Raw genomic sequence first — 21,609 nt, 5'->3', positions numbered from 1 at the left:
TGAAGTCATACGGAAACAACATAAAGTCACAACAAATCACATGAGGTTCAAGGAGGAGAAAATCAGTGAGAAAAGCTTTTATGGGGTTAGCCGCTGTAATACTTGCCGGTTCCATGCTGTCCGGCTGCGGTAAATCAGCTTCGACAGAAGCAAGCGCATCAGCCGGAGACGGAGCGGTCGTCAGCTTGGAGGAATTGCAGAAAGGGGCCAAAACGGAAGGGGAAATTGTAAGTGTAGGTATGCCGGATTCATGGGCGAACTGGAAAGATACTTGGAACGATATTACGGCCAAGTATGGACTGAAGCATACGGATACCGATATGTCGAGTGCCGAGGAGATTGCCAAGTTTGACTCGGAGAAAGACAAGCCCACCGCCGATCTGGGGGATGTAGGTATGGCTTTTGGCCCAGTTGCCGTGGATAAAGGGGTTACACAGCCGTACAAGACCTCCCATTGGGACGAGATTCCGGATTGGGCCAAGGACAAGGATGGACACTGGGTTGTAGGGTATCAGGGGACGATTTCGATCCTGACCAATACGAAAAAAGTAGCTAATCCTCCAAAAAGCTTCGATGATCTTCTTAAAGGAAATTATAAAATTTCGGTTGGCGATGTTACCAAGGCCGCCCAGGCGCAAAGCGCAGTTCTGGCTGCCGCGATAGCTTTCGGCGGAGATGAGACGAATATCGAACCGGGTATCGATTTTTTTGAAAAGCTCGCCAAGGCCGGACGTCTGGCCAAGACCGATCTGACCCTGGCCAACTTGGAGAAAGGTGAGGTGGAAGTCGCTTTCCTCTGGGACTTCAACGCGTTGGGCTATCGGGCTCAACTAGGGCCTGACAGCTATGAGGTTACCATTCCGACTGAAGGAAGTGTCGTCAGCGGTTACGCAACCATCATCAACAAATATGCGCCCCATCCGAATGCGGCAAAGCTGACACGTGAGTATATCCTGAGTGATCAAGGACAGATCAACCTTGCCAAAGGTTTTGCCCGGCCAATCCGGGACAGCGTGAAGCTTCCGGAAGATGTGGCTGCCAAGCTGCTGCCTACCGAAGCGTACAAGACTGCCAAGCCGATCAAGGACTTCAAGGCATGGGAAGCCACTTCCAAGCAGATTCCTGAACTGTGGCAGGAGAGAGTTCTTGTCCATATGAACTAAATGACGCAACTCAAAATTGCAACGAATTTTTCACCATACAGTTACTTTCCAACAGGGAAGTAACTGTTTCGGCTAAAAAGGAGAATCCTCATGTTGAAACGGCGAGTGGATATCAAGCTACTGCTGGCGTTGGTTCCTTTCTGCATATTAATTCTGGCCTTTGAGATTCTGCCGACGCTCTCTGTAGTTGTAGAAAGCTTCAAGAATGATGAGGGCACCGGCTTTTCATTCGAGCAGTATGTCACGGCGTTCACCAAGATGTTCTACCTTCAGGCAATCAAGAACAGCTTGCTGATCTCTGCCGCATCCAGCTTCATTGCAATCATTGCCGGCTTGTTCATAGCCTATGCGATCACCCGGGTATCGGAGCGAACCCGGACACGCGTCCTAATGATCTCCAATATGACCTCTAACTTCGCCGGGATTCCTCTGGCATTCGCCTACATTATCCTGCTTGGCAGCAATGGGGTATTTACGCTCTTGTTCGAGCAATGGGGGCTTTCCATCTTTTCAGGCTTTAATCTGTATTCGTGGTCAGGTCTTATTCTCGTATACGTTTATTTCCAAATTCCGCTCGCAGCGCTTCTGCTCTACCCGACCTATTACGGCATCCGGGAGGAGTGGAGGGAGGCCTCGGCTTTGCTCGGAGCGGGAGCCTTCCAGTACTGGCGCCGTATTGCTCTGCCTCTTCTGCTGCCTGCGGCGGCAGGAACCTTCACCATTCTGTTCGCGAATGCCATGGGGGCCTATGCCACAGCCTATGCGCTGGTCGGTGCCAACTACAATCTGCTTGCCATCCGGATCAGTTCCCTAGTTGCCGGTGAGGTCATAACAAGGCCGCAGCTTGGCAGCGCGCTGGCCATGGTGCTTGGCTTAACCATGGTTCTGAGCTTGTGGATTAATGACCGTTTAATGAAGCGGGTAAGGAGGGATCTCGGATGAAGAACGAAAGAAAAGGGCGTGTCTTTCCCACGGTGGTTCTTACCCTGACGATGATCTATCTGATTCTTCCGCTTATAGCGACCTTAATCTATTCGTTAGCCCGATCATGGCAGAGCAGTATCCTTCCAGATGAATGGACCTTGGACTGGTTCCGTCAATTGTTTCTTGATTCCAGATTTCAGGAGTCCATGTGGAGAACGTTGGGAATCTGTTTCCTAAGTGTAACTCTCAGTGTTGTTGTCATGCTGCCAACGATCTTTATTGTCACAGTCTACCTACCCAAGCTGGAGAGACTGCTCAATATCCTGGTGCTGATTCCTTATGCCGCCCCGCCTGTGGTGATGGCTGTGGGACTGCTCAAATTGTACTCGTCCGGTCCGGTGGCGATCTCCGGTACGATCTGGATTCTGGTTGGCGTGTATTTTGTCGCTGTTCTTCCTTATATGTACCAGGGGATACGAAACAGTATGCGGACCGTACGGGCCAAGGAGCTTATTGAAGCAGCAGAACTGCTCGGCGCCGGGAAACTTGCAGCCTTCCGCAGGATCATCATTCCCAACGTTCTGCCGGGAATCCGCGTCTCTGTGCTGCTGTCATTTTCCATTCTGTTCGGTGAGTTTGTGCTAGCCAATCTGCTCGTGGGCGGCCGGTTCGAGACCATCCAAATTTATTTGTACAATCGACTGATTGAGAGCGGGCATGTCGCAAGTGCTGTGGTCATCTGCTATTTCCTGGTTATTCTCGTCCTCTCTGGACTTCTCCTTGCGCTCAGCAGTCTTCTGTATAAACAATCCACACCGGTAACCAAGAAAGGATCAAATCTATGAGCTACTTAATCCTGAATCAAGTGAATAAAACATTTAACAGGATTTCGGTTCTGAAGGAACTGGATCTTGAAGTGAATGAAGGAGAAATGGTCACCCTGCTCGGGCCAAGCGGATGCGGGAAGAGCACATTGCTCAGATGTATTTCCGGCCTCACCGGCATGGACCGGGGCAGGATTGTTCTTGGGGGAAGAGATATTACCGGGCTTGCGCCCAAAAGCCGGGACGTTGGAATGGTCTTCCAATCGTATGCCCTGTTCCCCAATATGAATGTCTATGACAATATCGCTTTTGGACTTTCGATTCAAAAGAAGAGCGGGCCACAGATCAAAGCAAAGGTCGGGGAGATGCTCCAACTTGTGGACCTGGAGGATAAAGCCAAAGCTTATCCTCATGAGTTGTCCGGCGGGCAGCAGCAGCGGGTGTCCCTGGCCCGTTCACTGGCTGTGGAACCGAAGTTGATGCTGATGGATGAACCTCTCAGTGCCCTTGATGCCAAGATCCGCAAGCATCTTCGTACAGAGCTAAGACAGATCCAGAAGCGGGTGGGAATGACGATGCTGTTCGTTACCCACGATCAGGAGGAAGCCCTTACGATCTCGGATAAAGTCTGCCTGATGAATCAGGGACGGATCGTGCAGACGGGCACACCGGATGAAGTCTACTCACGTCCTAGAGATGAGTTCGCGGCACGCTTTATCGGCAGCTATAACGTCATAGCCGCGGAAGAACTGATGAGGCTTACGAGACAGCCGCTTGCTTCAGGCATATACTATGCGCTTCGTCCAGAGGCGGTGGCGGTGACGCCGGAGCGTGCCGGCACCTCTGAGCGGCCGACGGGGGCGGGAGAGGAAGGGTCTTCTGTAACCGTAACAGGTGTGGTGCTTGAGTCTGTCATGCTGGGCAATATAATCCGCTATCAGATTGAAGCGGATGGGGTGAAGCTTCATGCAGATATGCTTAACGCATCACCGGTAACCAAAGCTCACGATGGAGAGCCTGTCCGGATAGAGTTTGAACTGGCGGCTTGTATTCCGCTTGAGGCCGGTGAGGTGTAAGTCATGTCTGTATTAGCAGAAGGCAGAAAAACCAGAATTCTAACGGAACTGGAGCGGGAGGGCAAGGTCATGGTTGCTCCCCTGGCTGAGCAGTTCTGTGTCTCCATGGAGACGATCCGCAGAGACCTTCAAGTGCTTGAACGGCAGGGCTACTTACGTAGAGTCTATGGTGGGGCCGTCAAATCCTCATTCCGCAGTGATGAAGCCCCATACACCCAGAGGCAGAATATGCATGCCGCCGAGAAAAAGGCTATTGGCGGACGCGCTGCCGGGCTGGTTAAAGATGGGGGAACCATCGTGATTGATGGGGGAACGACCACACTTGAAATGGCGCAAGCCATTTCCGGGCGGACTGGTTTAACGATTTTAACAGGCTCGATTCCGGTTGCATCCTGTTTGCTGGAGGCGCTCAGTCGTGACCTGTTCGATGGGAAGGTGATCATTCTGGGCGGAGAGGCAAGTTCCAGGCAGCTGTCTGTCTCAGGGATCCTTGCAGAGCGGATGATGAGAGGGTTCAATATCGATCAGGCCTTTCTCTCTGTAGGTGGTGTCTCACTCACCCACGGGTTCACGGATTATGACCTCAATGAAGCATCTATGTCCAGTGTATTTGCAGAGGCGGCTCAAGAAGTGGTTGTTCTTGCGGACCATTCCAAGTTTGGGATTAATACATTCGCTCCGATTATGCCCTTGGAGAAGTGTGATGTGATTGTGTCTGATCAGAATCCTCCGCCTTCCTGGCAGGAATTCATAAAGCGCAAGAAGGTAGAGTGGATTACACCGGATAGCGGGTAATTTTATAACAACGGAAGGAAAGAGAAGAACAGGAGGAATGGAACATGGCCAAGGTTATTATGATTGTGTTAGATGGGCTCAAATACGAAACTGCAAGAGCGTCCATGGGGTATTTGAATCATCTGGTTGAAGCCTCGAAGGCCGCATGCTACAAGGTGAAATCCGAGCTTCCCAGTCTATCCAGACCTCTGTACGAAGTGCTTCTTACCGGTACTCCTAGCTCGGTGAACGGCATTACTGCGAATCATATCGTCAGATTATCCAAGCAGAAGAGTCTGTTTCATCTGGCTGCGGAGAAGGGGTTGACTACCGCTGCAGCCGCTTATTACTGGGTAAGCGAACTGTATAACCGTGCTCCCTTCGACCGGATTGAAGACCGGGAGCAGCATGACGTAAAGCTACCGATCCAGCATGGCAAGTTTTATTTTGACGATGGATATCCCGATTCTCATTTATTTGTAGATGCCGAGATTCTGCGGCGCCAGCATGACCCTGACTTCCTCTACATCCATCCCATGGGAATTGATGATATCGGACACAAGTTCTCCTCAGATTCCAGAGAGTACCGGGGGAAGGCGCTTGAGGCCGACATGATTCTGGCGACATTCCTTCCACTCTGGATGTCTCTCGGGTACGAGATCATCGTGACGTCCGATCACGGCATGAACAAGGATGGACAGCATGGTGGTACGGGAGAGGAAGAGAGGGATGTTCCACTTTATGGCATAGGCTCTATGTTCGAGCCAGGCAGTTATACGGATCAATATATCCCGCAGCTCACCATAGCTCCGCTGCTGTGCCGGATGATGTCCCTTCCAGTAACGGAAGAGATGATCTACACCAAGGTGCCAGGCTTTAAGTTTAATGGAGAACATCCGGGAGGGAATTGATGTGAAGGTAGATTTTCATTTTCACTTGGAAGAAGGGCCTTATAGTCTAAATTGGCTTCAGCGCACATGTCTGGCTCTTCAGTCTACACGGCGGACACCGGAGTCGGTAAGTCCAAACAGTCTGGAAGCGGTCCAATCTGTAGTGCGTCAGCTCTCAAGACGCATGGAGGAGGGCTGTTATTCGGAACGATGGATCACCAAGTACTTGGAAAAGGGTTCACGCGAGGGGATCAGCTATTTTGGCGTTGTAGATCATCTGTACCGGTTTAAGGAATTTAAGCCCTATTATGAGAAGCACATGCTGCTGGATGACAGCCCCATCGGGAGGCTTCAAAGGGAGTGGCTCGATCAGGTATGTATATATTCCATTCGCAATTATCTGGAAGGTGTTCAGAACGCCGCCAGGTTCTATGGGAATTTATCGGTTGGAGTCGAAGCAGATTACTTCGAGGACGGGGAAGTGGAACTGGGCGAGCTGCTCTCCCAATATGAGTTCGATTATATTATCGGTTCGGTGCATTTTCTTAACGGTTGGGGCTTTGACAATCCGGAAACCCAGCATCATTTCAAGGAACAGCCGCTTCATGAATTGTACGCGCGGCACTTTGAGACGGTGATTAAAGCCGTGAACAGCGGCTTGTTCCAGTTCATTGCCCACTTGGATAACCTGAAAGTGTTTGGCTATCGCCCATCGGAGGGCAAATTGCTGGGTTGGTATGAAGCTGTTGCATCGGCTTTGGCTAATGCGGGAGTCGCCTCGGAAATTAACACCGGTCTCGCTTACCGTTATCCGGTTAAGGAGATGTGTCCGAGTCCGAATTTCCTCAGAGTTCTGTACCGCTATGGAGTTCCGGTGACACTTAGCTCGGATGCCCATTTTCCAGACGACATCGGCACGATGCTGGATGAAGCGGTGATTATGGCCAAATCGATCGGTTATGAGGAAATCGTATGTTTTAAAAACAAGCAGCCGATCAGACTGCCTTTATAATCGTTATAAAAAAAGGATGCATCCGGCCTGAAGTTAGAACAGCCGTAATGCATCCTTATTTGACTTATCTCAGTTTAGATAGCCCAATTCCCTTGCTTAAACAGCTGGATTTCTTCCCCGTCAGCTGTGATGCCGAAGATGTCCATCTCCGCAGAGCCAACCATAAAGTCCACATGTGTAATGCTTGTGTTCAAGCCGCGCTCATGAAGCTCTTCCTGGGATAGTCCCTTGCCGTCCTTAAGATTAAAGGCATAGGCACTGCCGATCGCAAGGTGATTTGAGGCATTTTCATCAAACAAAGTGTTATAAAAAAGAATATCCGATTGAGAAATCGGCGAGCCGTGTGGAACCAAGGCAACTTCGCCCAGATAGTGGGAGCCCTCGTCCAGCTCGACGAGCTGCTTCAACGTTTCTTCGCCTTGTTTGGCTTTCACATCGACGATCCGGCCATTCTCAAAAGTAATGGTGAACTCGTCAATAATATTGCCGGCATGGCTCAGAGGTTTCGTACTGGACACCTTCCCGTTGACCCCTGTGCGATGCGGTGCGGTGAAGACTTCCTCTGTAGGCAGATTGGCGAGGAACTTGTGGCCGCGCTCGTTAGTGCTGTCCGCAGCAACCCAGAGGTGACCCTCCGGAAGCTCAATCGTAAGATCCGTCCCTGGAGCTATGTAATGAAGCTTCTTGAAGTTCTTGTCGTTTAAGTACGTCGATTTCTGATTCAGATTCTTCACGTGCTCATCCCAGGCAGCAAGCGTATCTGGTTGATCCACACGAACGGTGCGGAAGATCGCTTCCCACAGCTTGTCAACCTGTTGATCTGCCGGCACATCCGGGAATACTTTGGCAGCCCATGCGGCAGAAGGGACAGCAACGATGGACCAGCTGAACTTGTCCGCTTGCTGGTATTGGCGGAATTTGCTCATGGCTTTGCCATAAGTCTTCTGGTGATTGGTCAGACGCTCACTGGAGATTCCCTTCAGCAAGTCCGGGTCCGAAGAGATGACGTGAAGCACGGCAGCTCCGTTCTCAACCAGCTCCAGAATCTCGCCCGCATACCATTTTGGTTCATCAAGGAAAGATTCCTCAGCGGCCATTTCATACCGCAGACGGGTAACGGTATCGTCGCTCCAGTTCACCTTGACAGTTCTGGCCCCGGCTTCATAGGCTTTCTTCACAATGAGGCGCACCAGCTCAGCGCCTTCCAAGCTGGAGTTGACCACCAGCGTCTGGCCTGGCTGTACATTGACACCTACTTTAACTGCCAGTTCTGCATATTTGTTCAATTTTTGTTGAAAATCGGACATGGAATTGACCTCCATTCAATTAAGTTACAGGTACTATATTACAGGAAACTTAATTATAAAGAAAATATAATTCATCTATTTACCGCGTGGAATTATAAACATTAACATGTGCATGGCAAAGCTTATATTCATTATCGAATTAAGGTAAGCACCCACCTGCACCAAGCGATTTCCTGCTGCTCCATCAGCAGCTTGCGCTGATGAACAATGTATCTTCCGAAGATTTGATGCTCCAGATTTTTTAAGTCAGGTCCATATTCCGCTTCCATCTCCTGGATCAGCTTCTCCCGTTTATAAACCTTGTCTTTGTAATAAGTGATCCGGTCCTCGAACAACCGGTTGGCTGTTGCAGAATCTGTCAGTGAGATGGAGTATGCCTTAATTAGAAATTCATCTCTGCTAACCGGAACGGAAGGGGCCTTATCCATCCAGGCTTTGAGCTTGTCCCTGCCAGAATCGGTGATGTGATACAGCTTCTTGTTGGGCCGTCCGGTTTGTTCCACGTTCTCTGGGGTCAAATACCCGTCATTCTCAAGCTTGGCCAACAGCGGATAAATTTGGCTGTGCTTGGCCTGCCAGAATACTTCCAGCATCTCCGCAAGCTCATAACCGGAGCACGGCTTACGGACAAGCATGGCCAGCAGGGCATAAGCTAAGCTGTTCATCTGATTAACCTCCCATGGAACGAAGGTTTGGTTCGTTCCTCAAATTGTTTTATATTCAAAGGTATATACGCACGACATCTGTAAATTGGCTAACCAATTGTGATTCTGCCTTCAGGATGACGGTAAAGCTCCTTAGATGACCGGGGAGCAAGTGCATATGCCAGAGTGAGGGGGCCGACCCTTCCAAGGAACATCACGATGCATATAATGATTTTGCCAGCTGGTGTGAGCATGGGCGTAAGTCCAAGACTCATGCCGGTTGTGCCAAATGCGGAGGTAGTCTCAAATAATATAGGCAAAAAACTGCGGTCCTCCAGCACAGATAGCGCTATGGTAACGAAAATGACAAGGAATAAAGCTAACCAGGTTTGGGTGACCGCTTTGATAATCGTATCTTTGGCAAGCCGTCTCTTGTACATTACAATGTCGTCCTTGCCTCTGATGAGGGCGAACACAGCTCCAATAAGTACAGCAAATACGGTTACTTTAATTCCACCGCCTGTTGAGCCGGGAGCAGCTCCAATGAACATCAGAATAACTAGAAGGAACTGGGTTGACGGATTCATATCCGTTGTGCCAAGCGTGCTGACTCCACCTGACCGCGAGCTTACCGATTGAAAGAAAGAGGCTAGGATGCGTCCGCCTTCCCCCAGTGGTCCCATGGTATGTTCATTGGTCCGCTCCATAATGTAAATGAGAAGCGCACCTAAAACAACAAGTGCAAGAGAGAAAGAGAGAACAACTTTGGAGTGCAAACTTAATTTCCGCTTGGTATGGAATTCGAGAAGATCCGACATCACCACAAAACCAATTCCGCCAAGAAAGATCAATCCCATAATGACGAGATTGACATACAGGTCCTGGGCATAAGCGCTTAAACCCGAGAACGGGCCTGTGACCTGCCTGAACAAATCGAAACCCGCATTGTTGAACATCGTAATACTGTGGTAGATTCCGAAATACACAGCTTGGGTAAGCGGCATATCCAGCGCCCAGCGGCTTGAGAGCAGGACGGCACCAATGGCTTCGATGACAAAAGAATACATGATGACGCGCCGGATCAGTGAGATCAGCCCCTCCATAGAGTTGTAATTCATAGCCTCTTGGAGAATCAGCCGTTCTCTTAATGATATACGCTTGTTGAAAGCCAGCGCAATGATAGTCCCCATGGTCATGAAACCCAGACCGCCCACCTGGGTTAAGACAAGCAGGACAAGCTGCCCCAGCAGAGTCAGGTCTGTGCCCGGGTCGAGGACCGTAAGACCGGTTACACACGTAGCAGAGGTGGCCATAAAGAATGCATCCAACAAGGGAATACGATTTCCATCAGTCGAAGAAACCGGAAGTGACAGCAGAATTGTTCCTGTCAGGATAATCATAGCGAAGCCTGCCGTCAGAACCTTGGAGGGCGAAAGGGTATGATGGAAGCGTATAGCTGTTTTCAAGATGTAGACACCTCTTCACTAGGTATTCACCAAATGCGGGTATTGCTAATTCGGATATGGTATAAAAAGAAATGAATGACTTTCTAAAACATGATACGATATAGCGTGAACCTACAGCAATCTATTTCTAAAATTTAGGATAATAGGTCATACTCCAAATGTCATACTGCAGCTGATTCTGATTATGCCAGTATAACAATGGATATACAATAATAGAAGCTATTGATATTGCGAAGGAGAGAAGGCAAAGTGGAACTTGAGTTAATTAGTGCAGTTATGCAGCGGCAAGAGGACGAAACTTATCTGGGACGAACCGTATTTAAGGTTACCGGGCACAAGCAGGACTATGAAATTACGTTTTTCAGCAAAAGGGGGAAAGAGTGGGATTATAGTCTCCATTTTGCAAATGAATCCGGGGATGAGGACGAGCTGTTAGCGGTTGATGCCCGCATTGAGGAGGATGACGAGTGGTTCGACCGGTTGCTGGATGCAGCGATGGATACGCTGCCGGACGAAGAGTAAGGTCTTTAGACCAATACAGGAATAGGGAGGGATGTTTTTGCTGGAAAAACCTTTTTTTCGCACATGCCTAGGCATTATCATGCTGTTAACGATTGTTTTTCTGTTACATAAAGTCAGTTTTATCTTCAATCCGGTGGTCACCTTCGTCAAAATCCTTATTGTGCCGCTGACGATTTCAGGATTTCTCTACTATCTGCTTCGTCCCATCGTGCATTATTTGGATACCAAAAACGTAAACCGGATGTTATCCGTGCTGTTGATCTATTTATGCTTTGCGGGACTGATTACACTCTTCTTCTTCGTCGTCTGGCCTCCGCTCACGAAGCAGGTTCAGGAGTTCATAAGCAATCTGCCAAGCTTGCTTGAGGGAGTCCGCACCCAGATCGGAATGATTCAGAAAAGCCGTTTCTTGTCCATGATCGATTCAGGCAATACCCAGATCTCGACCAAGATCACGGAGTACATTAACGGTGCTGTAGAGATGGTTACCGGGTATATGTCCCACTTCTTTAACTTTATTAGTGATTTCGTTGTAATCATTGGTACCGTGCCAATTATTCTGTACTACATGCTAAAAGAGGACAAACGGATCTCCCCGGCGATTGTCAGAGCCATGCCTAAACGGTTCGCCCGTGATGGCGCTCAGGTTGTGCAGAGCATTGATGCTGCGCTCAGCGGCTTCATCTCCGGTCGAATTATCAGTGCGGTGATCCTTGCGGTGATGAGCTTTGTCGGATTTTGGATTGTTGGACTTCCATATCCGCTCCTGCTCGCTGTTATAGGAGCCTTGTTCAATTTCATTCCATATGTGGGCGCCTTTCTTGGAGCTATTCCTTGTCTCATCGTTGCTTTTACCGTATCCCCATCAATGGCCCTGTGGGTGCTCATTGTCATCGTTGTCGCACAACAGGTGGAAGGGAATCTGATCGCCCCGTATATCTATGGCAAAACAATCAACATTCACCCGCTGACTACGGTGATTTTGCTCTTAATCGGCGGGGAGTATGCCGGAATTCTTGGCATGATTCTGGTCATCCCGGTATATATGATTATCAAGATTGTTACGGTAAGGCTGTACAAATTGTTCTTGTCTGAAAAAGTCGAGGAAATCGTAGATTAATCCCGTAAATAAGCACTGTAAACCGATCCTTTGGATCGGTTTATTTGTTTTATGTTATTAACCAAGTTAGAATAGAAATTGCGTAGTGTATAAAATATTAAAAAAATTAATGAAAATTAGTCTGAATATGTAGAAATTACTAAATTCCACTCGTCAAAATCCGATAAAAAAAGACATGGAGCGATAAATTTCTTCGTCGGTTCCATATCCAATTTTAACGAATAAGAGGGGGAAAATAATGAAACGGATGTTTTCTTGGGCAGCTATTGTCTTGTTGGTCATCACAGCTACCATGCTCACGGGGTTCTCTTCCAGGCATGATGTGAAAGCGACATGGGTGAAGCAGACGGAGCTGATCGAGAATGGTGGAGGGAAACTGCTGGATTTTGCCACATCACAAGGTGTGAACGTCATTTACCTGCAAGTTAACAGGTCGATACCAAACACGGTTTACGGGCAATTTATCGCGAATGCCAGCAAGCGGGGCATTGCAGTCCATGCCTTAGACGGCAGTGCTGATTGGGCATTAACTGCGGGCAAGTCTAAGCTGACTGACCTGGTTAGCTGGGTTAGCGCATACAATGCCCAGGCCGCTGCGGATCAAAAGATAAAAGGTGTGCATCTGAGAATCGAGGCGTATTCCCTTCCGCAGTGGACTACCGGAGCTTCTGAGGTGATGGATTCTTGGAAGTCGAATCTACAGGAGTTCATAACCGCAGCCGCAACTAAGCTTCCCGGGACAGAGCTCGGAATCGATCTCCCGTACTGGCTAAAAGGAGATAAGCTCCCCGGCGGGGACACAACTCTGCAATGGTTCATCAAATCATTTAATCATGTTACGATTCTAGATTATAAGACGAGTGTATACGACAAGAGTGGAATTATAGAAAGTGTACGGCCGCAGATTCAGATGGCTTCCTCGCTGGGCAGACAAATTGTTGTTGCCCTGAATACGAGAGAGGATGCCAGCAGCACAGATGCATCCTTCTACGGCAAGGATCCTCAACTAGTTGATGATGCGCTTTGGGAAGTGAATGACCAGTTCGGCAGTGAGAGATCGTATGCCGGAGCGGCGATTAACGACGCAGAGGGCTGGGCGGCGCTTATGAAGCAGGACATTGTAACTCCTGCTCCAGTTCCAGTACCCGTACCTGACCCGGTACCTCAACCGGACCCAGGTCAGGAGCCTCCGCAGCAACCGGATCCTACTCCGGTGCCTCAGCCTGAACCGACTCAACCGGATTCCCCGGTACCGGAGGCTAAGCCGGTCAACCGGAGCTCTGATATAAGAGCTACGTATATTTGGGAGGCAGGAGATGTAGTTAACCGGCCGGATGAAGTTCTCACATTTGCCAAGAATAAGAAGATTAATGTACTGTATCTGCACATTGATGTGGACTACGGCTATGCAGCATACCGTCCGTTCATGAAGAAGGCCTCCGCAGCAGGAATCGAAGTGCATGCCATGGGCGGCAACACTGGTTATGCCTTTACCGAGAACCGTGCGCAGATCACCAAATTAATTAATTATGTGAAGAACTATAACCGGCTTGTCGACGCGGATGAAAGATTCTTTGGTATCCATCTTGATGTAGAGCCATGGGTACTCCCGGCTTGGCAGTCGGCGACCGATCGAGTCATTAACGAGTGGACCGGCAACATGAATTATTTTATCGGAGAAGTTAAGAAAAACTCTAAGCTTCAGACTAGTGTAGACATTGCAGCATGGCTGGACCGATACAAGGTGAAAGACGAGGATGGAATCTCAATCAGCAAATGGTTCATTCAAAAGATGGATCATGTAACCATTATGGATTTCCGGAACTATGCGTCCGGTATCGGCGGTATTGCAGACATGGCCAAGGAAGAACTCGCCTTCGGCAGCGAACTGGGCAAGCCTGTCGTTCTCGCCGTCGAGACCAAAGTCAGCTCAGAAGGTCCTTACGTCAGCTTCCATGAATTGGGCAGCGCGATTCTTGAGAGAGAACTAGCTAAGCTTCCAACTCTTCTCAGTAAGTACGATTCCTATACAGGCATTGCTGTTCACGCATATGAATACTGGAAGACACTCAAGCCCTAACTTAAAACAAGGAGCCCGGATCTTAGGATTCGGGTTCTTTGTATTTTTGCAGCTGTTTACTTAAAGAGGCGTGTAAGTTCCCCCGGTATATCAGCAAATTGTCAGTTTACACGTGCATTAACCGGGATCAAAAACCACACATTCAGCAATTGTCATAGGGCTGGCCAATGACAGTGCAATCCAGATGGATAAAGCGCTTTCGATTAAGTCCGAAATAACATATTTACGGAGCTGCAAACCCTCGTATACCGTGGAAATGTAAGCGCATACGAAGCGGAGCCGCAGTCAGACGAATCTCCTTCCATTGTATACGCTGCGCAGCAGGGAACCCGGCTTGAATCAGCTGTGGATTATGAACACATAAAGGGGTGATTCTATGCAGGATACGAAGAGTATCGCTGCAGGCAGTGTCATACGGGAGCCAGGGAAGGTGAAACGAACGGTCTGGAAAAGGATCATTTTAAATTGGGAGCTGTATGTGTTTATTGCCCCCGCCTTTTTCTACTTCCTTATCTTCTCTTATCTGCCGATGTACGGAATTCAGATTGCTTTCAAAAACTTCATCCCCAGCAAAGGGATACTTGGCAGTCCATGGGTTGGCTTTGATCATTTTGAGAGATTCTTCAATTCCTATTATTTCTGGGATTTGATCTGGAACACGTTAAGCATCAGCTTGTATGAATTGGTCATCGGCTTTCCGATTCCGATTATATTGGCTCTGGCTTTTAATGAAGTAAAGAGCGGTTTCTTTAAGAAAATGGCCCAGACCGTCACCTATGCGCCTCACTTCATCTCGGTGGTGGTTATGGCGGGTATGATCATCACATTCCTGTCACCTACCACAGGAATTGTCATTCATATCATGGAGTGGGTTGGGATACAACCTCCGGATTTCCTTACAGATCCGAGGTGGTTCAAGACAATGTATGTCTTCTCAGGAGTGTGGCAGAGTGCCGGGTGGGGGACGATTATCTACCTTGCGGCATTGTCTGGAGTTGACCCCGGCCTGCATGAGGCCGCGATAATCGATGGGGCATCACGCTTTCAGCGGGTAAGGCATATTAACATTCCAGTCCTTGTGCCCACGATGACGATTCTTTTAATACTGAATATGGGCAGTCTGCTCGGGGTCGGATTTGAGAAGATTCTGCTCCTGCAAAATCCACTCAACATGGAGTCTTCGGACGTGATCTCCACCTTTGTTTACCGGTCCGGTCTTGTTAACGCCCAGTACAGCTTCTCGACGGCGATCGGTCTGTTCAACTCGCTGGTGAATGCCATCCTGCTCATTGCCGTGAATCAGATGGTGCGGCGGACAAGTGAGAGCAACAGCTTATGGTAGCACTAACGTGTGCAGAAAGGGGGGACTGCTGATGACAACAGCAGTGAGAGAGAGCGGCCGGGACAAAATCTTTCTGATTTGCAATTATATCTATGTTTGGTTAGCCTTTATCCTTGTGGCTTATCCGATCATCTATATGCTCAGCGCTTCAATCAGTGATCCGAAGTTTGTCGGTTCCGGTGAAATGTGGCTGTGGCCTAAAGGCATCACGTTTGAAGGCTACCAAAGAGTATTTCAGGACAAGAGCATTTGGTCGGGCTATGCGAACACTATTCTATATACCGGGGTAGGCACAGCTATCAATCTGATCGTAACGCTGCCCGCAGCTTATGCACTCAGCCGCAAGGATTTTCTGGGCCGGAATTTCTTCATGGGTATGTTCATGGTAACCATGTTCTTCGGCGGGGGGCTGGTGCCGACCTATCTGCTTGTGAAAGAGCTTGGCATGGTGAACACCATGTGGGCTATCGTCATTCCGTCTGCTGCATCCATCTGGAACATCATTGTATCCCGGACTTTCTTCCAGACGTCCATTCCGAAAGAGCTTCAGGAAGCGGCTCAGATTGACGGCTGTACGAACCTCAGGCTGTTCGTCAAGATTATCCTGCCGTTATCGATGCCAATCATTGCTGTGATGGCTCTGTTCTACGGCGTGGGCAACTGGAACAGCTACTTCTCGGCGCTGATCTACCTGAATGATTCGGCTAAATATCCGCTTCAGCTGGTCTTGAGACAAATCCTTGTCCTTCAGGAGATGTCCGCGCAAGCGGGGGGTGTGATGGATGCGGCTACTGCATCCGCACTGAACAATAAAGCGCAGATTGCGGCACTGGTCAAATATGCGGTGATTATTGTTGCTACCGTACCTGTGATCGCCGTGTATCCATTCCTGCAAAGGTACTTTGTTCAAGGTGTGATGATCGGTTCGGTTAAGGGCTGATCTTACTCATATACCAATTAAAAAAGGGGAGTTATTGAATGAGAAAACTTCGCAAAGCGTCTGTTTTACTTCTAAGCCTCACACTGGCAGCATCCCTGATGTCCGCGTGCAGTTCAGGCAAAGCGGATACCGCATCCCCAAATGCAGGAAGTACGGATGGGGTGAAGAAGGAAGGCTTCCCGATTGTAAACAAGCCGGTTACCCTCAAGGTTATGTCCCAGGATGCCGGGATTGCCGATTGGAGCAAGATGCCGGTTCTGCAGGAGATGGAGAAGCTGTCGGGCATCAAGCTTGAATTCCAGAATGCCCCGATCGACAGCTTTGCTACCAAGAAGAACTTGGTCTTTGCGAGCGGCAATCTCCCGGATATCTTCTATGCCGCCGATCTGAAGCCAGCGGAGCAAGTGACCTATGGCTCGCAAGGGGTACTGATTCCCCTGGAAAAATATATTGATGAAGGTTATGCTCCCAACCTGAAGAAGATCCTGGATGAACATCCGGATATCCGCAAGTCGTTCACCACACCTGACGGGCACATGTACGCCCTGCCGTTTATTGATACAGCTGCGGTATGGTACCGTGGGCCGATGTGGTATAACGGCAAATTCCTGAAAACGCTCAAGCTGACTGAGCTGCCTAAGACAACGGATGAATTGTATACGCTCTTGAAGCGGGTGAAGAATGAAGATCCGAACGGCAACGGCAAGAAGGATGAAATCCCTCTTACTTCAGTAAAGCTGGACGACCTTCGCATGTATTTCTTCGGATTCTGGGGAATGTACAGCGAGACCTATTACGCGGATGCCGGTGGCAAAGTCCATTACGCGCCGCAGGAAGAAGGGTATAAGGGCTATCTCACCTTTATGAACCGTCTATGGAAGGAGGATCTGCTGGACCACGAGACCTTCTCGCAAACCGATGAGCAGAAGAAAGCCAAGGGCAAAAACAACCAGGTTGCCTTGTTCAGCGACTGGTTCCCTTACTTCACGCTGGGAGGCGAGCCTGGACCGGACAATCCGCTCATGACCCCGGTGAAGAGCGAGATTCCTGGCTCTCCGGTGTACGGCAAGCATCCGGGCATAAGCACTAACGGCACTTTTGCGATCACTAGCAGTAATCCAGCTCCAGAAGCCAGTATGCGCTGGATTGATTACCTGTACAGCTATGATGGGGCAACCCTGTTCTCCCAAGGACCGGAGAACCTGCTCTGGAAGTATAAAGACAAAGCTAATCATGTCAAAGAGTGGCTGCCTGTTCCGGGTGGAGGAGACCGGGAGGAATATCGCGGAACCATTACACCGAACTACGGCATTCTGACCCCAGGTATGAATGATCCAGAAATCGTCAAAGGCCTGCGGACCGATTTCGATGAGTGGATTGACCAAGAAACGAAGCAGAAGCTCGTTCCTATTGCGAAGTCGCCGTTCCCTAACGTGTACCTGACTAATGAAGAGCAGGCGGAAGCAACAGGTCTTCTCTCAGACTTGAACACCTACGTTCAGCAGATGGAAGCGAAGTTCATCACCGGCCAGGAGCCTTTATCGAACTGGGATAAATATATCGCTCAAGTGAAAAAGATGGGCGGAGACCGCATTGTAGAGCTCTATCAGGCGGCATATGACCGCTGGAATTCCGGCAAGTAGCGCCTAACCGGGCAAAAAAACAGCCAACATATCCGGTCTGCAAGAGACCGGGTGTTGGCTGTATCTTTAAGCGTCGGACTGCTGGCCAGCAGCGGCCGAGTCCGGGGAGGTGCCAGAGTAAATTTTTCGGTATTGGCCTGGGGTAAGCCCAGTCTCCTTCTTGAACTTGCGGATAAAGTTAGGCGTATCGAGATATCCAACCCTCTGAATAATCTCTTTGAGTGGATCGGTGCTGGAAACAAGCTGTCTCATGACTTCATCCAGCCGCTTTTGCCAAATATACTGCACAAAATTGACGCCAGTCTTCTCTTTAAATGAGCGGCTGACATGGGCAGCCGACACTGAAAATTCGTTCGCTACCGCCTCCAGGCTCAAGGCCTGGTCGGTAAAGTGGTGATTGATATAGGCCACAATCTGGTCAATCAGGGATTGTTCCTTCTTTTTATTGTTCTGCTCAACCTGATTGCAGATTCTGCCTGCCAATTCCAGGAGGCCCCGTTCAATTTCCTCTGGGGACTGGCTGTATATCAGATTGGGATCGACATCCTGAACGAAATGATGAATTCCTAGACCGGAAGCGGTCTTTAGCAGGGTGTTCAGTACGTCAAAGCAAATGCAGCGCTTAAGCAGCACGGGCAGCTCAGAGACATGAAGATTATGGAGAGCCGACCGTATTGTTTGCTCGGCAACCTCGAAGCTTCCCTGTTTAAGACTTTGCGATAGCTTCATTAGCGAACTGCTTGGAATCCATAGGGTCAGGTTATCCATAGAAAATGTCAGTTTCTCAAAGTAAGTGACCGTGCCGGATAAGGAGGACACCTTCAAGTCAAATGCGGAGCAGGCTTCAATAAATGTTTGGTTCAAGTAACTCGGACTGTGGTAACAGCTGCCCACACCTATCTTGGGAATAACCGCAAAAGTCTCAAGCAGTATGCTTCGGACGGCTTCGACGATATGCTGCACCTGATGGAATCTGTCCATTTCCGCTAGTGGATTAAAGTTGATGATGAGTGCAAACTGATCCAGCTGTGGCAGCTCTACACCAAAAGCTGCCGCGTTCATCTCTGGAAATTCCACTTGGGTGAGCAGTTCGGTTATATCCCGGCGTTCCTGCTCCAGCCTGTCTTCCTGCAGATCACCAGAAGGTTCCCAGCCAATGACCATCACAAAATAGCAGGAGCCATCAAAATGAATATCCAGCGCTTCCTGAAACTCAGGGGAAAGACTGTGCGCATTTCCGTGCTTTAACAGGGTGGACAATAAGTGATTGCGGGCAAAGGACTCCTGCAAATCAATTCGTGAGCCATACTCCTGTAGGGCAGTTCGAATCCGTTCTAGTTCGTTGCCGCCGTTAACCAGGGTCCGATCAGCCACTTGCTTTGTACTGGACTTGGAAGCCGCAAATTCCACCAGCATGGAGATCGGCTGATATTGTTTTCTTGCCAGAATAAGTGCGATTCCCACACCAATAAGAACCAGAATGACGAACAATATGATGATGAAGCTGCGTACATGAAGGACGCTGCTGAAGAACTGGGCGCTGGGCATCACGGTGACATAGGTCCAGCCGTTATTGTCTGATTTCACCGACACGATTGACAGCGCTTTCTTATTTAGGGTCAATTCAAAGATGCCGGGCTTCATCTCCGAAATCTCCTTCATTTCGGCCTCCGTCAGCCCTTCACCCTGCCGGTTGCTGGCAAGAATCTGTCCTTGATTGTCCAGAATGTAGCTCAGTCCCTGGAAGTTTCCCAGAACGGAATCGATCAAGCTGGTTAGCTCGGATTCTTTGATCAGATACATCACTGTACCGTGCGGGTGGGGACTATTCGGTGTAATCGGAATAAGGTAGGCCATCATGGTCTCCTGCCTGTGAGGAGTCAGGTTCACTGTATCCGCAGGCCTCATAGTCGGATATTGGATACTGTTCAGATCGCTCAGCAAGGAGGTCTTGTTCCAATTGTGGAAGCTGAGTGTCTTCGCGAAGACCTCGAAATTAGAGAGACCTTTACTTGAGTAGATCTTGGAATCTTTGTGAAAGTACAAATACATTTCACTGATGATGGAACTGGTGGCTTTATATTGATCCAGCGCCTGAATGGCCTCCCCACTGTATATAGGATCATGCACCCGGTAAGGGGTTAAGCGGTTGTCATACGAGACGCGGGAGGCAATGTCATTTAGCTCCTTCATTCGTCCGTCAACGATGATTTTGGTCTGGGTCAGCTGGGAAGAGCGGGACTGCTCGATTTCCGAGCGAAGGCTCTCGACCGCATTCCGGTAGATCAGAATGGTCATCAGGACTAAAGGAATAAGCAAAATGAACAGATAAGACCAAATATATTTCAGAAAGAGCTTGGATCGGAAGTAATTGGATTTCATTTTACCGCCTCCTATGAACGCAAATCTCTGTTGTTCCTATTATGATAGCAACAAAATCGGGGCTTGCACATAGAGCCAAAGGCAGAATTACAAGACGGATTTACAAGGTTGTAAAAATCTGTGAGGAGGCAAGCCGAAAATGCAAAAATGGTTTGAGGAAGCGAAGCTGGGTATTTTCATACATTATGGAATTTATGCAGTAAATGGAGTTTCGGAATCCTGGTCGTTCTATAACGGCAGGATCACTTATGAAGAATATATGAATCAATTGCAGGGATTCACAGCGTCCAATTATGATGCCGATCAATGGGCGGACCTGATTGAGAAATCTGGAGCCAGATATGCTGTGCTTACCACCAAACACCACGATGGTGTGGCGCTCTGGGATACGAAATACAGTGACCTCAATGTGGTTGCCAGAACGCCAGCCAAACGGGACCTGGTTAAGGAATATGCGGAAGCCATGCGTAAAAGAGGAATCCGCCTTGGCATGTATTTCTCGCTGATTGACTGGTCGCATCCGGATTATCCAACCGTGTATGAAGGGGGAAAGGAACCGGAGAATCCGGCCCAGGCGAATCCATATTCCAGCCCGGCTGGGGGGAAGCAGGATGAAGCGCGGTGGAAGAGGTTTTTGGAGTTCAACAACAACCAGCTTCAGGAGCTTATGACGAACTATGGAACAGTGGATCTGCTCTGGTTCGATGGGGATTGGGAGCGGAGTGCGGAGCAGTGGAATTTGCCGGATTTCAAAACCTATCTGCTGTCTATGAACCCGAATGTGATCATCAACTCCCGGTTACAGGGCTATGGCGATTACAAGACACCCGAGCAAGGACTTCCCATTACAAGGCCGGCAGGGCCCTGGGAATTCTGCACCACGATAAACTCCTCGTGGGGTTATGTGCCAACCGACAATAAGTATAAGTCGTTAAACCAGATTATACGAATGTTCTGTGACTGTATCTCCATGGGTGGCAATATGCTGCTGGATATCGGGCCGAAGGAAGATGGCACGCTTGACCCACGGCAGGAGCAAATCCTGCTTGGACTTGGCGACTGGATCCGGACACATGAAGAGGCGGTATACGGTACCACCGAAGGGATCATGAACCGGTATTATCTTGGCGGCAGCACATTGTCCAAAGACAGAAAGATCTTATACCTGTTTGTATATGACGATCCCAAAGAGAATATATGCTTGAAGGGCCTATGTAATTCGATTCGTAAGATCACTGTGCTTCATTCCGGCAAGGAATTGGAACATGAAATACATGGAGGTGTACCGTGGTTTGATATCCCCGGAACCACTTGGATTTATATGTCTAAAGAGGATACCCACGATCAGGTTACCGTGCTGAAGTTAGAGCTGGATGGTGAGATCGAAATGTATGGAGGTTCTGGAGCGGTAGTCACCCACAACTAGTTGAGCATCAAGAAATGAGGCTTCAGGACACCCGATGATGAGACGCCGACGATGAATAGGATGAATAGATAGAG

Annotated in this window: 18 protein-coding genes; 14 read left to right on the top strand and 4 right to left on the bottom strand. The window is 49.1% G+C overall.

All coding sequences use genetic code 11. The annotated features are described in order from the left end of the window. Nucleotides 1-80 precede the first annotated feature (80 nt). The 7 genes from KJS63_RS00525 to KJS63_RS00495 all read left to right on the top strand — a co-directional run bounded on the left by KJS63_RS00525 (nt 81) and on the right by KJS63_RS00495 (nt 6,663). The gene (locus KJS63_RS00525; RefSeq protein WP_213618283.1) at nt 81-1,163 is read left to right on the top strand and encodes an ABC transporter substrate-binding protein; all 1,083 of its coding nucleotides are present in this window, start codon (nt 81-83) and stop codon (nt 1,161-1,163) included. A 90-nt stretch (nt 1,164-1,253) separates the two neighbouring features. Further along, nucleotides 1,254-2,105: an ABC transporter permease gene (locus KJS63_RS00520; RefSeq protein ID WP_213617502.1), complete on the top strand. Its 852-nt coding sequence runs from the start codon at nt 1,254-1,256 to the stop codon at nt 2,103-2,105. After that, nucleotides 2,102-2,932, top strand: a complete 831-nt coding sequence (locus KJS63_RS00515; RefSeq protein WP_213617501.1) for an ABC transporter permease — start codon at nt 2,102-2,104, stop codon at nt 2,930-2,932. The genes KJS63_RS00520 and KJS63_RS00515 overlap by 4 nt, the downstream gene beginning before the upstream one ends. Next, entirely contained in the window at nt 2,929-3,987 is a 1,059-nt protein-coding gene (locus tag KJS63_RS00510) for an ABC transporter ATP-binding protein (protein WP_213617500.1), read from the top strand. Before KJS63_RS00515 ends, KJS63_RS00510 begins: the two co-directional genes overlap by 4 nt. A 3-nt stretch (nt 3,988-3,990) precedes the next feature. Next, entirely contained in the window at nt 3,991-4,782 is a 792-nt protein-coding gene (locus KJS63_RS00505; RefSeq protein WP_213617499.1) for a DeoR/GlpR family DNA-binding transcription regulator, read from the top strand. 44 nt (nt 4,783-4,826) lie between these two features. Further along, nucleotides 4,827-5,672, top strand: coding sequence for an alkaline phosphatase family protein (locus KJS63_RS00500; RefSeq protein WP_213617498.1), 846 nt, complete (start codon nt 4,827-4,829; stop codon nt 5,670-5,672). Between the two features lies 1 nt (nt 5,673). Next, nucleotides 5,674-6,663: a PHP domain-containing protein gene (locus KJS63_RS00495; RefSeq protein WP_213617497.1), complete on the top strand. Its 990-nt coding sequence runs from the start codon at nt 5,674-5,676 to the stop codon at nt 6,661-6,663. 74 nt (nt 6,664-6,737) lie between these two features. Here the strand turns inward: KJS63_RS00495 and KJS63_RS00490 are convergent, their stop codons facing one another. The 3 genes from KJS63_RS00490 to KJS63_RS00480 form a co-directional block, all read right to left on the bottom strand. After that, a complete protein-coding gene (locus KJS63_RS00490) occupies nt 6,738-7,970 on the bottom strand; it encodes an aminopeptidase (protein WP_213617496.1) in 1,233 nt (410 codons plus the stop codon). Nucleotides 7,971-8,101: 131 nt separating this feature from the next. Continuing rightward, entirely contained in the window at nt 8,102-8,635 is a 534-nt protein-coding gene (locus KJS63_RS00485) for a PadR family transcriptional regulator (RefSeq protein ID WP_213617495.1), read from the bottom strand. An 89-nt stretch (nt 8,636-8,724) separates the two neighbouring features. Next, nucleotides 8,725-10,014, bottom strand: a complete 1,290-nt coding sequence (locus tag KJS63_RS00480) for a TrkH family potassium uptake protein (RefSeq protein WP_213618282.1) — start codon at nt 10,012-10,014, stop codon at nt 8,725-8,727. A gap of 342 nt (nt 10,015-10,356) precedes the next feature. Between KJS63_RS00480 and KJS63_RS00475 the strand changes: the two genes are divergently transcribed. The 6 genes from KJS63_RS00475 (at nt 10,357) to KJS63_RS00450 (ending at nt 17,727) form a co-directional block, all read left to right on the top strand. Beyond that, nucleotides 10,357-10,602 carry a hypothetical protein gene (locus tag KJS63_RS00475; RefSeq protein WP_213618281.1) on the top strand — a complete coding sequence of 82 codons (246 nt, stop codon included), beginning with the start codon at nt 10,357-10,359 and terminating at the stop codon, nt 10,600-10,602. Between the two features lie 31 nt (nt 10,603-10,633). Continuing rightward, nucleotides 10,634-11,722: an AI-2E family transporter gene (locus KJS63_RS00470; RefSeq protein ID WP_244862454.1), complete on the top strand. Its 1,089-nt coding sequence runs from the start codon at nt 10,634-10,636 to the stop codon at nt 11,720-11,722. Nucleotides 11,723-11,960: 238 nt separating this feature from the next. Continuing rightward, entirely contained in the window at nt 11,961-13,802 is a 1,842-nt protein-coding gene (locus tag KJS63_RS00465) for a hypothetical protein (protein WP_068617633.1), read from the top strand. Between the two features lie 376 nt (nt 13,803-14,178). Beyond that, nucleotides 14,179-15,144 (top strand): ABC transporter permease, encoded by a 966-nt coding sequence (locus KJS63_RS00460; protein ID WP_213617493.1) that lies wholly within the window; start codon nt 14,179-14,181, stop codon nt 15,142-15,144. Between the two features lie 31 nt (nt 15,145-15,175). Continuing rightward, complete coding sequence (locus KJS63_RS00455; protein WP_213617492.1) at nt 15,176-16,084, top strand: carbohydrate ABC transporter permease; 909 nt, start codon at nt 15,176-15,178, stop codon at nt 16,082-16,084. A 38-nt stretch (nt 16,085-16,122) separates the two neighbouring features. Beyond that, nucleotides 16,123-17,727: an extracellular solute-binding protein gene (locus tag KJS63_RS00450; protein ID WP_213617491.1), complete on the top strand. Its 1,605-nt coding sequence runs from the start codon at nt 16,123-16,125 to the stop codon at nt 17,725-17,727. Between the two features lie 66 nt (nt 17,728-17,793). Here KJS63_RS00450 and KJS63_RS00445 read toward each other — a convergent pair whose 3' ends face one another. Beyond that, the gene (locus KJS63_RS00445) at nt 17,794-20,109 is read right to left on the bottom strand and encodes an AraC family transcriptional regulator (RefSeq protein ID WP_213617490.1); all 2,316 of its coding nucleotides are present in this window, start codon (nt 20,107-20,109) and stop codon (nt 17,794-17,796) included. A 139-nt stretch (nt 20,110-20,248) separates the two neighbouring features. On the opposite strand from KJS63_RS00445, the gene KJS63_RS00440 reads away from it, so the two are divergent. After that, nucleotides 20,249-21,535, top strand: a complete 1,287-nt coding sequence (locus KJS63_RS00440; RefSeq protein ID WP_213617489.1) for an alpha-L-fucosidase — start codon at nt 20,249-20,251, stop codon at nt 21,533-21,535. Nucleotides 21,536-21,609 lie beyond the last annotated feature (74 nt).

It is taken from the genome of Paenibacillus sp. J22TS3 (assembly GCF_018403205.1).
Taxonomy (GTDB): Bacteria; Bacillota; Bacilli; order Paenibacillales; family Paenibacillaceae; genus Fontibacillus; species Fontibacillus tuaregi.
Note: the sequence above shows the minus strand (reverse complement) of the source record. Positions and strands in the feature narration are given on the sequence as shown.

Excerpts from the sequence above, each read along its gene's own strand:
- KJS63_RS00455 (WP_213617492.1), top strand. The coding sequence starts at position 15,176 with ATGACAACAGCAGTGAGAGAGAGCGGCCGGGACAAAATCTTTCTGATT.
- KJS63_RS00465 (WP_068617633.1), top strand. The coding sequence starts at position 11,961 with ATGAAACGGATGTTTTCTTGGGCAGCTATTGTCTTGTTGGTCATCACA.
- KJS63_RS00485 (WP_213617495.1), bottom strand. The coding sequence starts at position 8,635 with ATGAACAGCTTAGCTTATGCCCTGCTGGCCATGCTTGTCCGTAAGCCG.
- KJS63_RS00490 (WP_213617496.1), bottom strand. The coding sequence starts at position 7,970 with ATGTCCGATTTTCAACAAAAATTGAACAAATATGCAGAACTGGCAGTT.
- KJS63_RS00480 (WP_213618282.1), bottom strand. The coding sequence starts at position 10,014 with ATGATTATCCTGACAGGAACAATTCTGCTGTCACTTCCGGTTTCTTCG.
- KJS63_RS00475 (WP_213618281.1), top strand. The coding sequence starts at position 10,357 with ATGCAGCGGCAAGAGGACGAAACTTATCTGGGACGAACCGTATTTAAG.
- KJS63_RS00520 (WP_213617502.1), top strand. The coding sequence starts at position 1,254 with ATGTTGAAACGGCGAGTGGATATCAAGCTACTGCTGGCGTTGGTTCCT.
- KJS63_RS00525 (WP_213618283.1), top strand. The coding sequence starts at position 81 with ATGGGGTTAGCCGCTGTAATACTTGCCGGTTCCATGCTGTCCGGCTGC.
- KJS63_RS00500 (WP_213617498.1), top strand. The coding sequence starts at position 4,827 with ATGGCCAAGGTTATTATGATTGTGTTAGATGGGCTCAAATACGAAACT.
- KJS63_RS00460 (WP_213617493.1), top strand. The coding sequence starts at position 14,179 with ATGCAGGATACGAAGAGTATCGCTGCAGGCAGTGTCATACGGGAGCCA.
- KJS63_RS00440 (WP_213617489.1), top strand. The coding sequence starts at position 20,249 with ATGCAAAAATGGTTTGAGGAAGCGAAGCTGGGTATTTTCATACATTAT.
- KJS63_RS00505 (WP_213617499.1), top strand. The coding sequence starts at position 3,991 with ATGTCTGTATTAGCAGAAGGCAGAAAAACCAGAATTCTAACGGAACTG.
- KJS63_RS00510 (WP_213617500.1), top strand. The coding sequence starts at position 2,929 with ATGAGCTACTTAATCCTGAATCAAGTGAATAAAACATTTAACAGGATT.
- KJS63_RS00445 (WP_213617490.1), bottom strand. The coding sequence starts at position 20,109 with ATGAAATCCAATTACTTCCGATCCAAGCTCTTTCTGAAATATATTTGG.
- KJS63_RS00450 (WP_213617491.1), top strand. The coding sequence starts at position 16,123 with ATGAGAAAACTTCGCAAAGCGTCTGTTTTACTTCTAAGCCTCACACTG.
- KJS63_RS00470 (WP_244862454.1), top strand. The coding sequence starts at position 10,634 with ATGTTTTTGCTGGAAAAACCTTTTTTTCGCACATGCCTAGGCATTATC.
- KJS63_RS00515 (WP_213617501.1), top strand. The coding sequence starts at position 2,102 with ATGAAGAACGAAAGAAAAGGGCGTGTCTTTCCCACGGTGGTTCTTACC.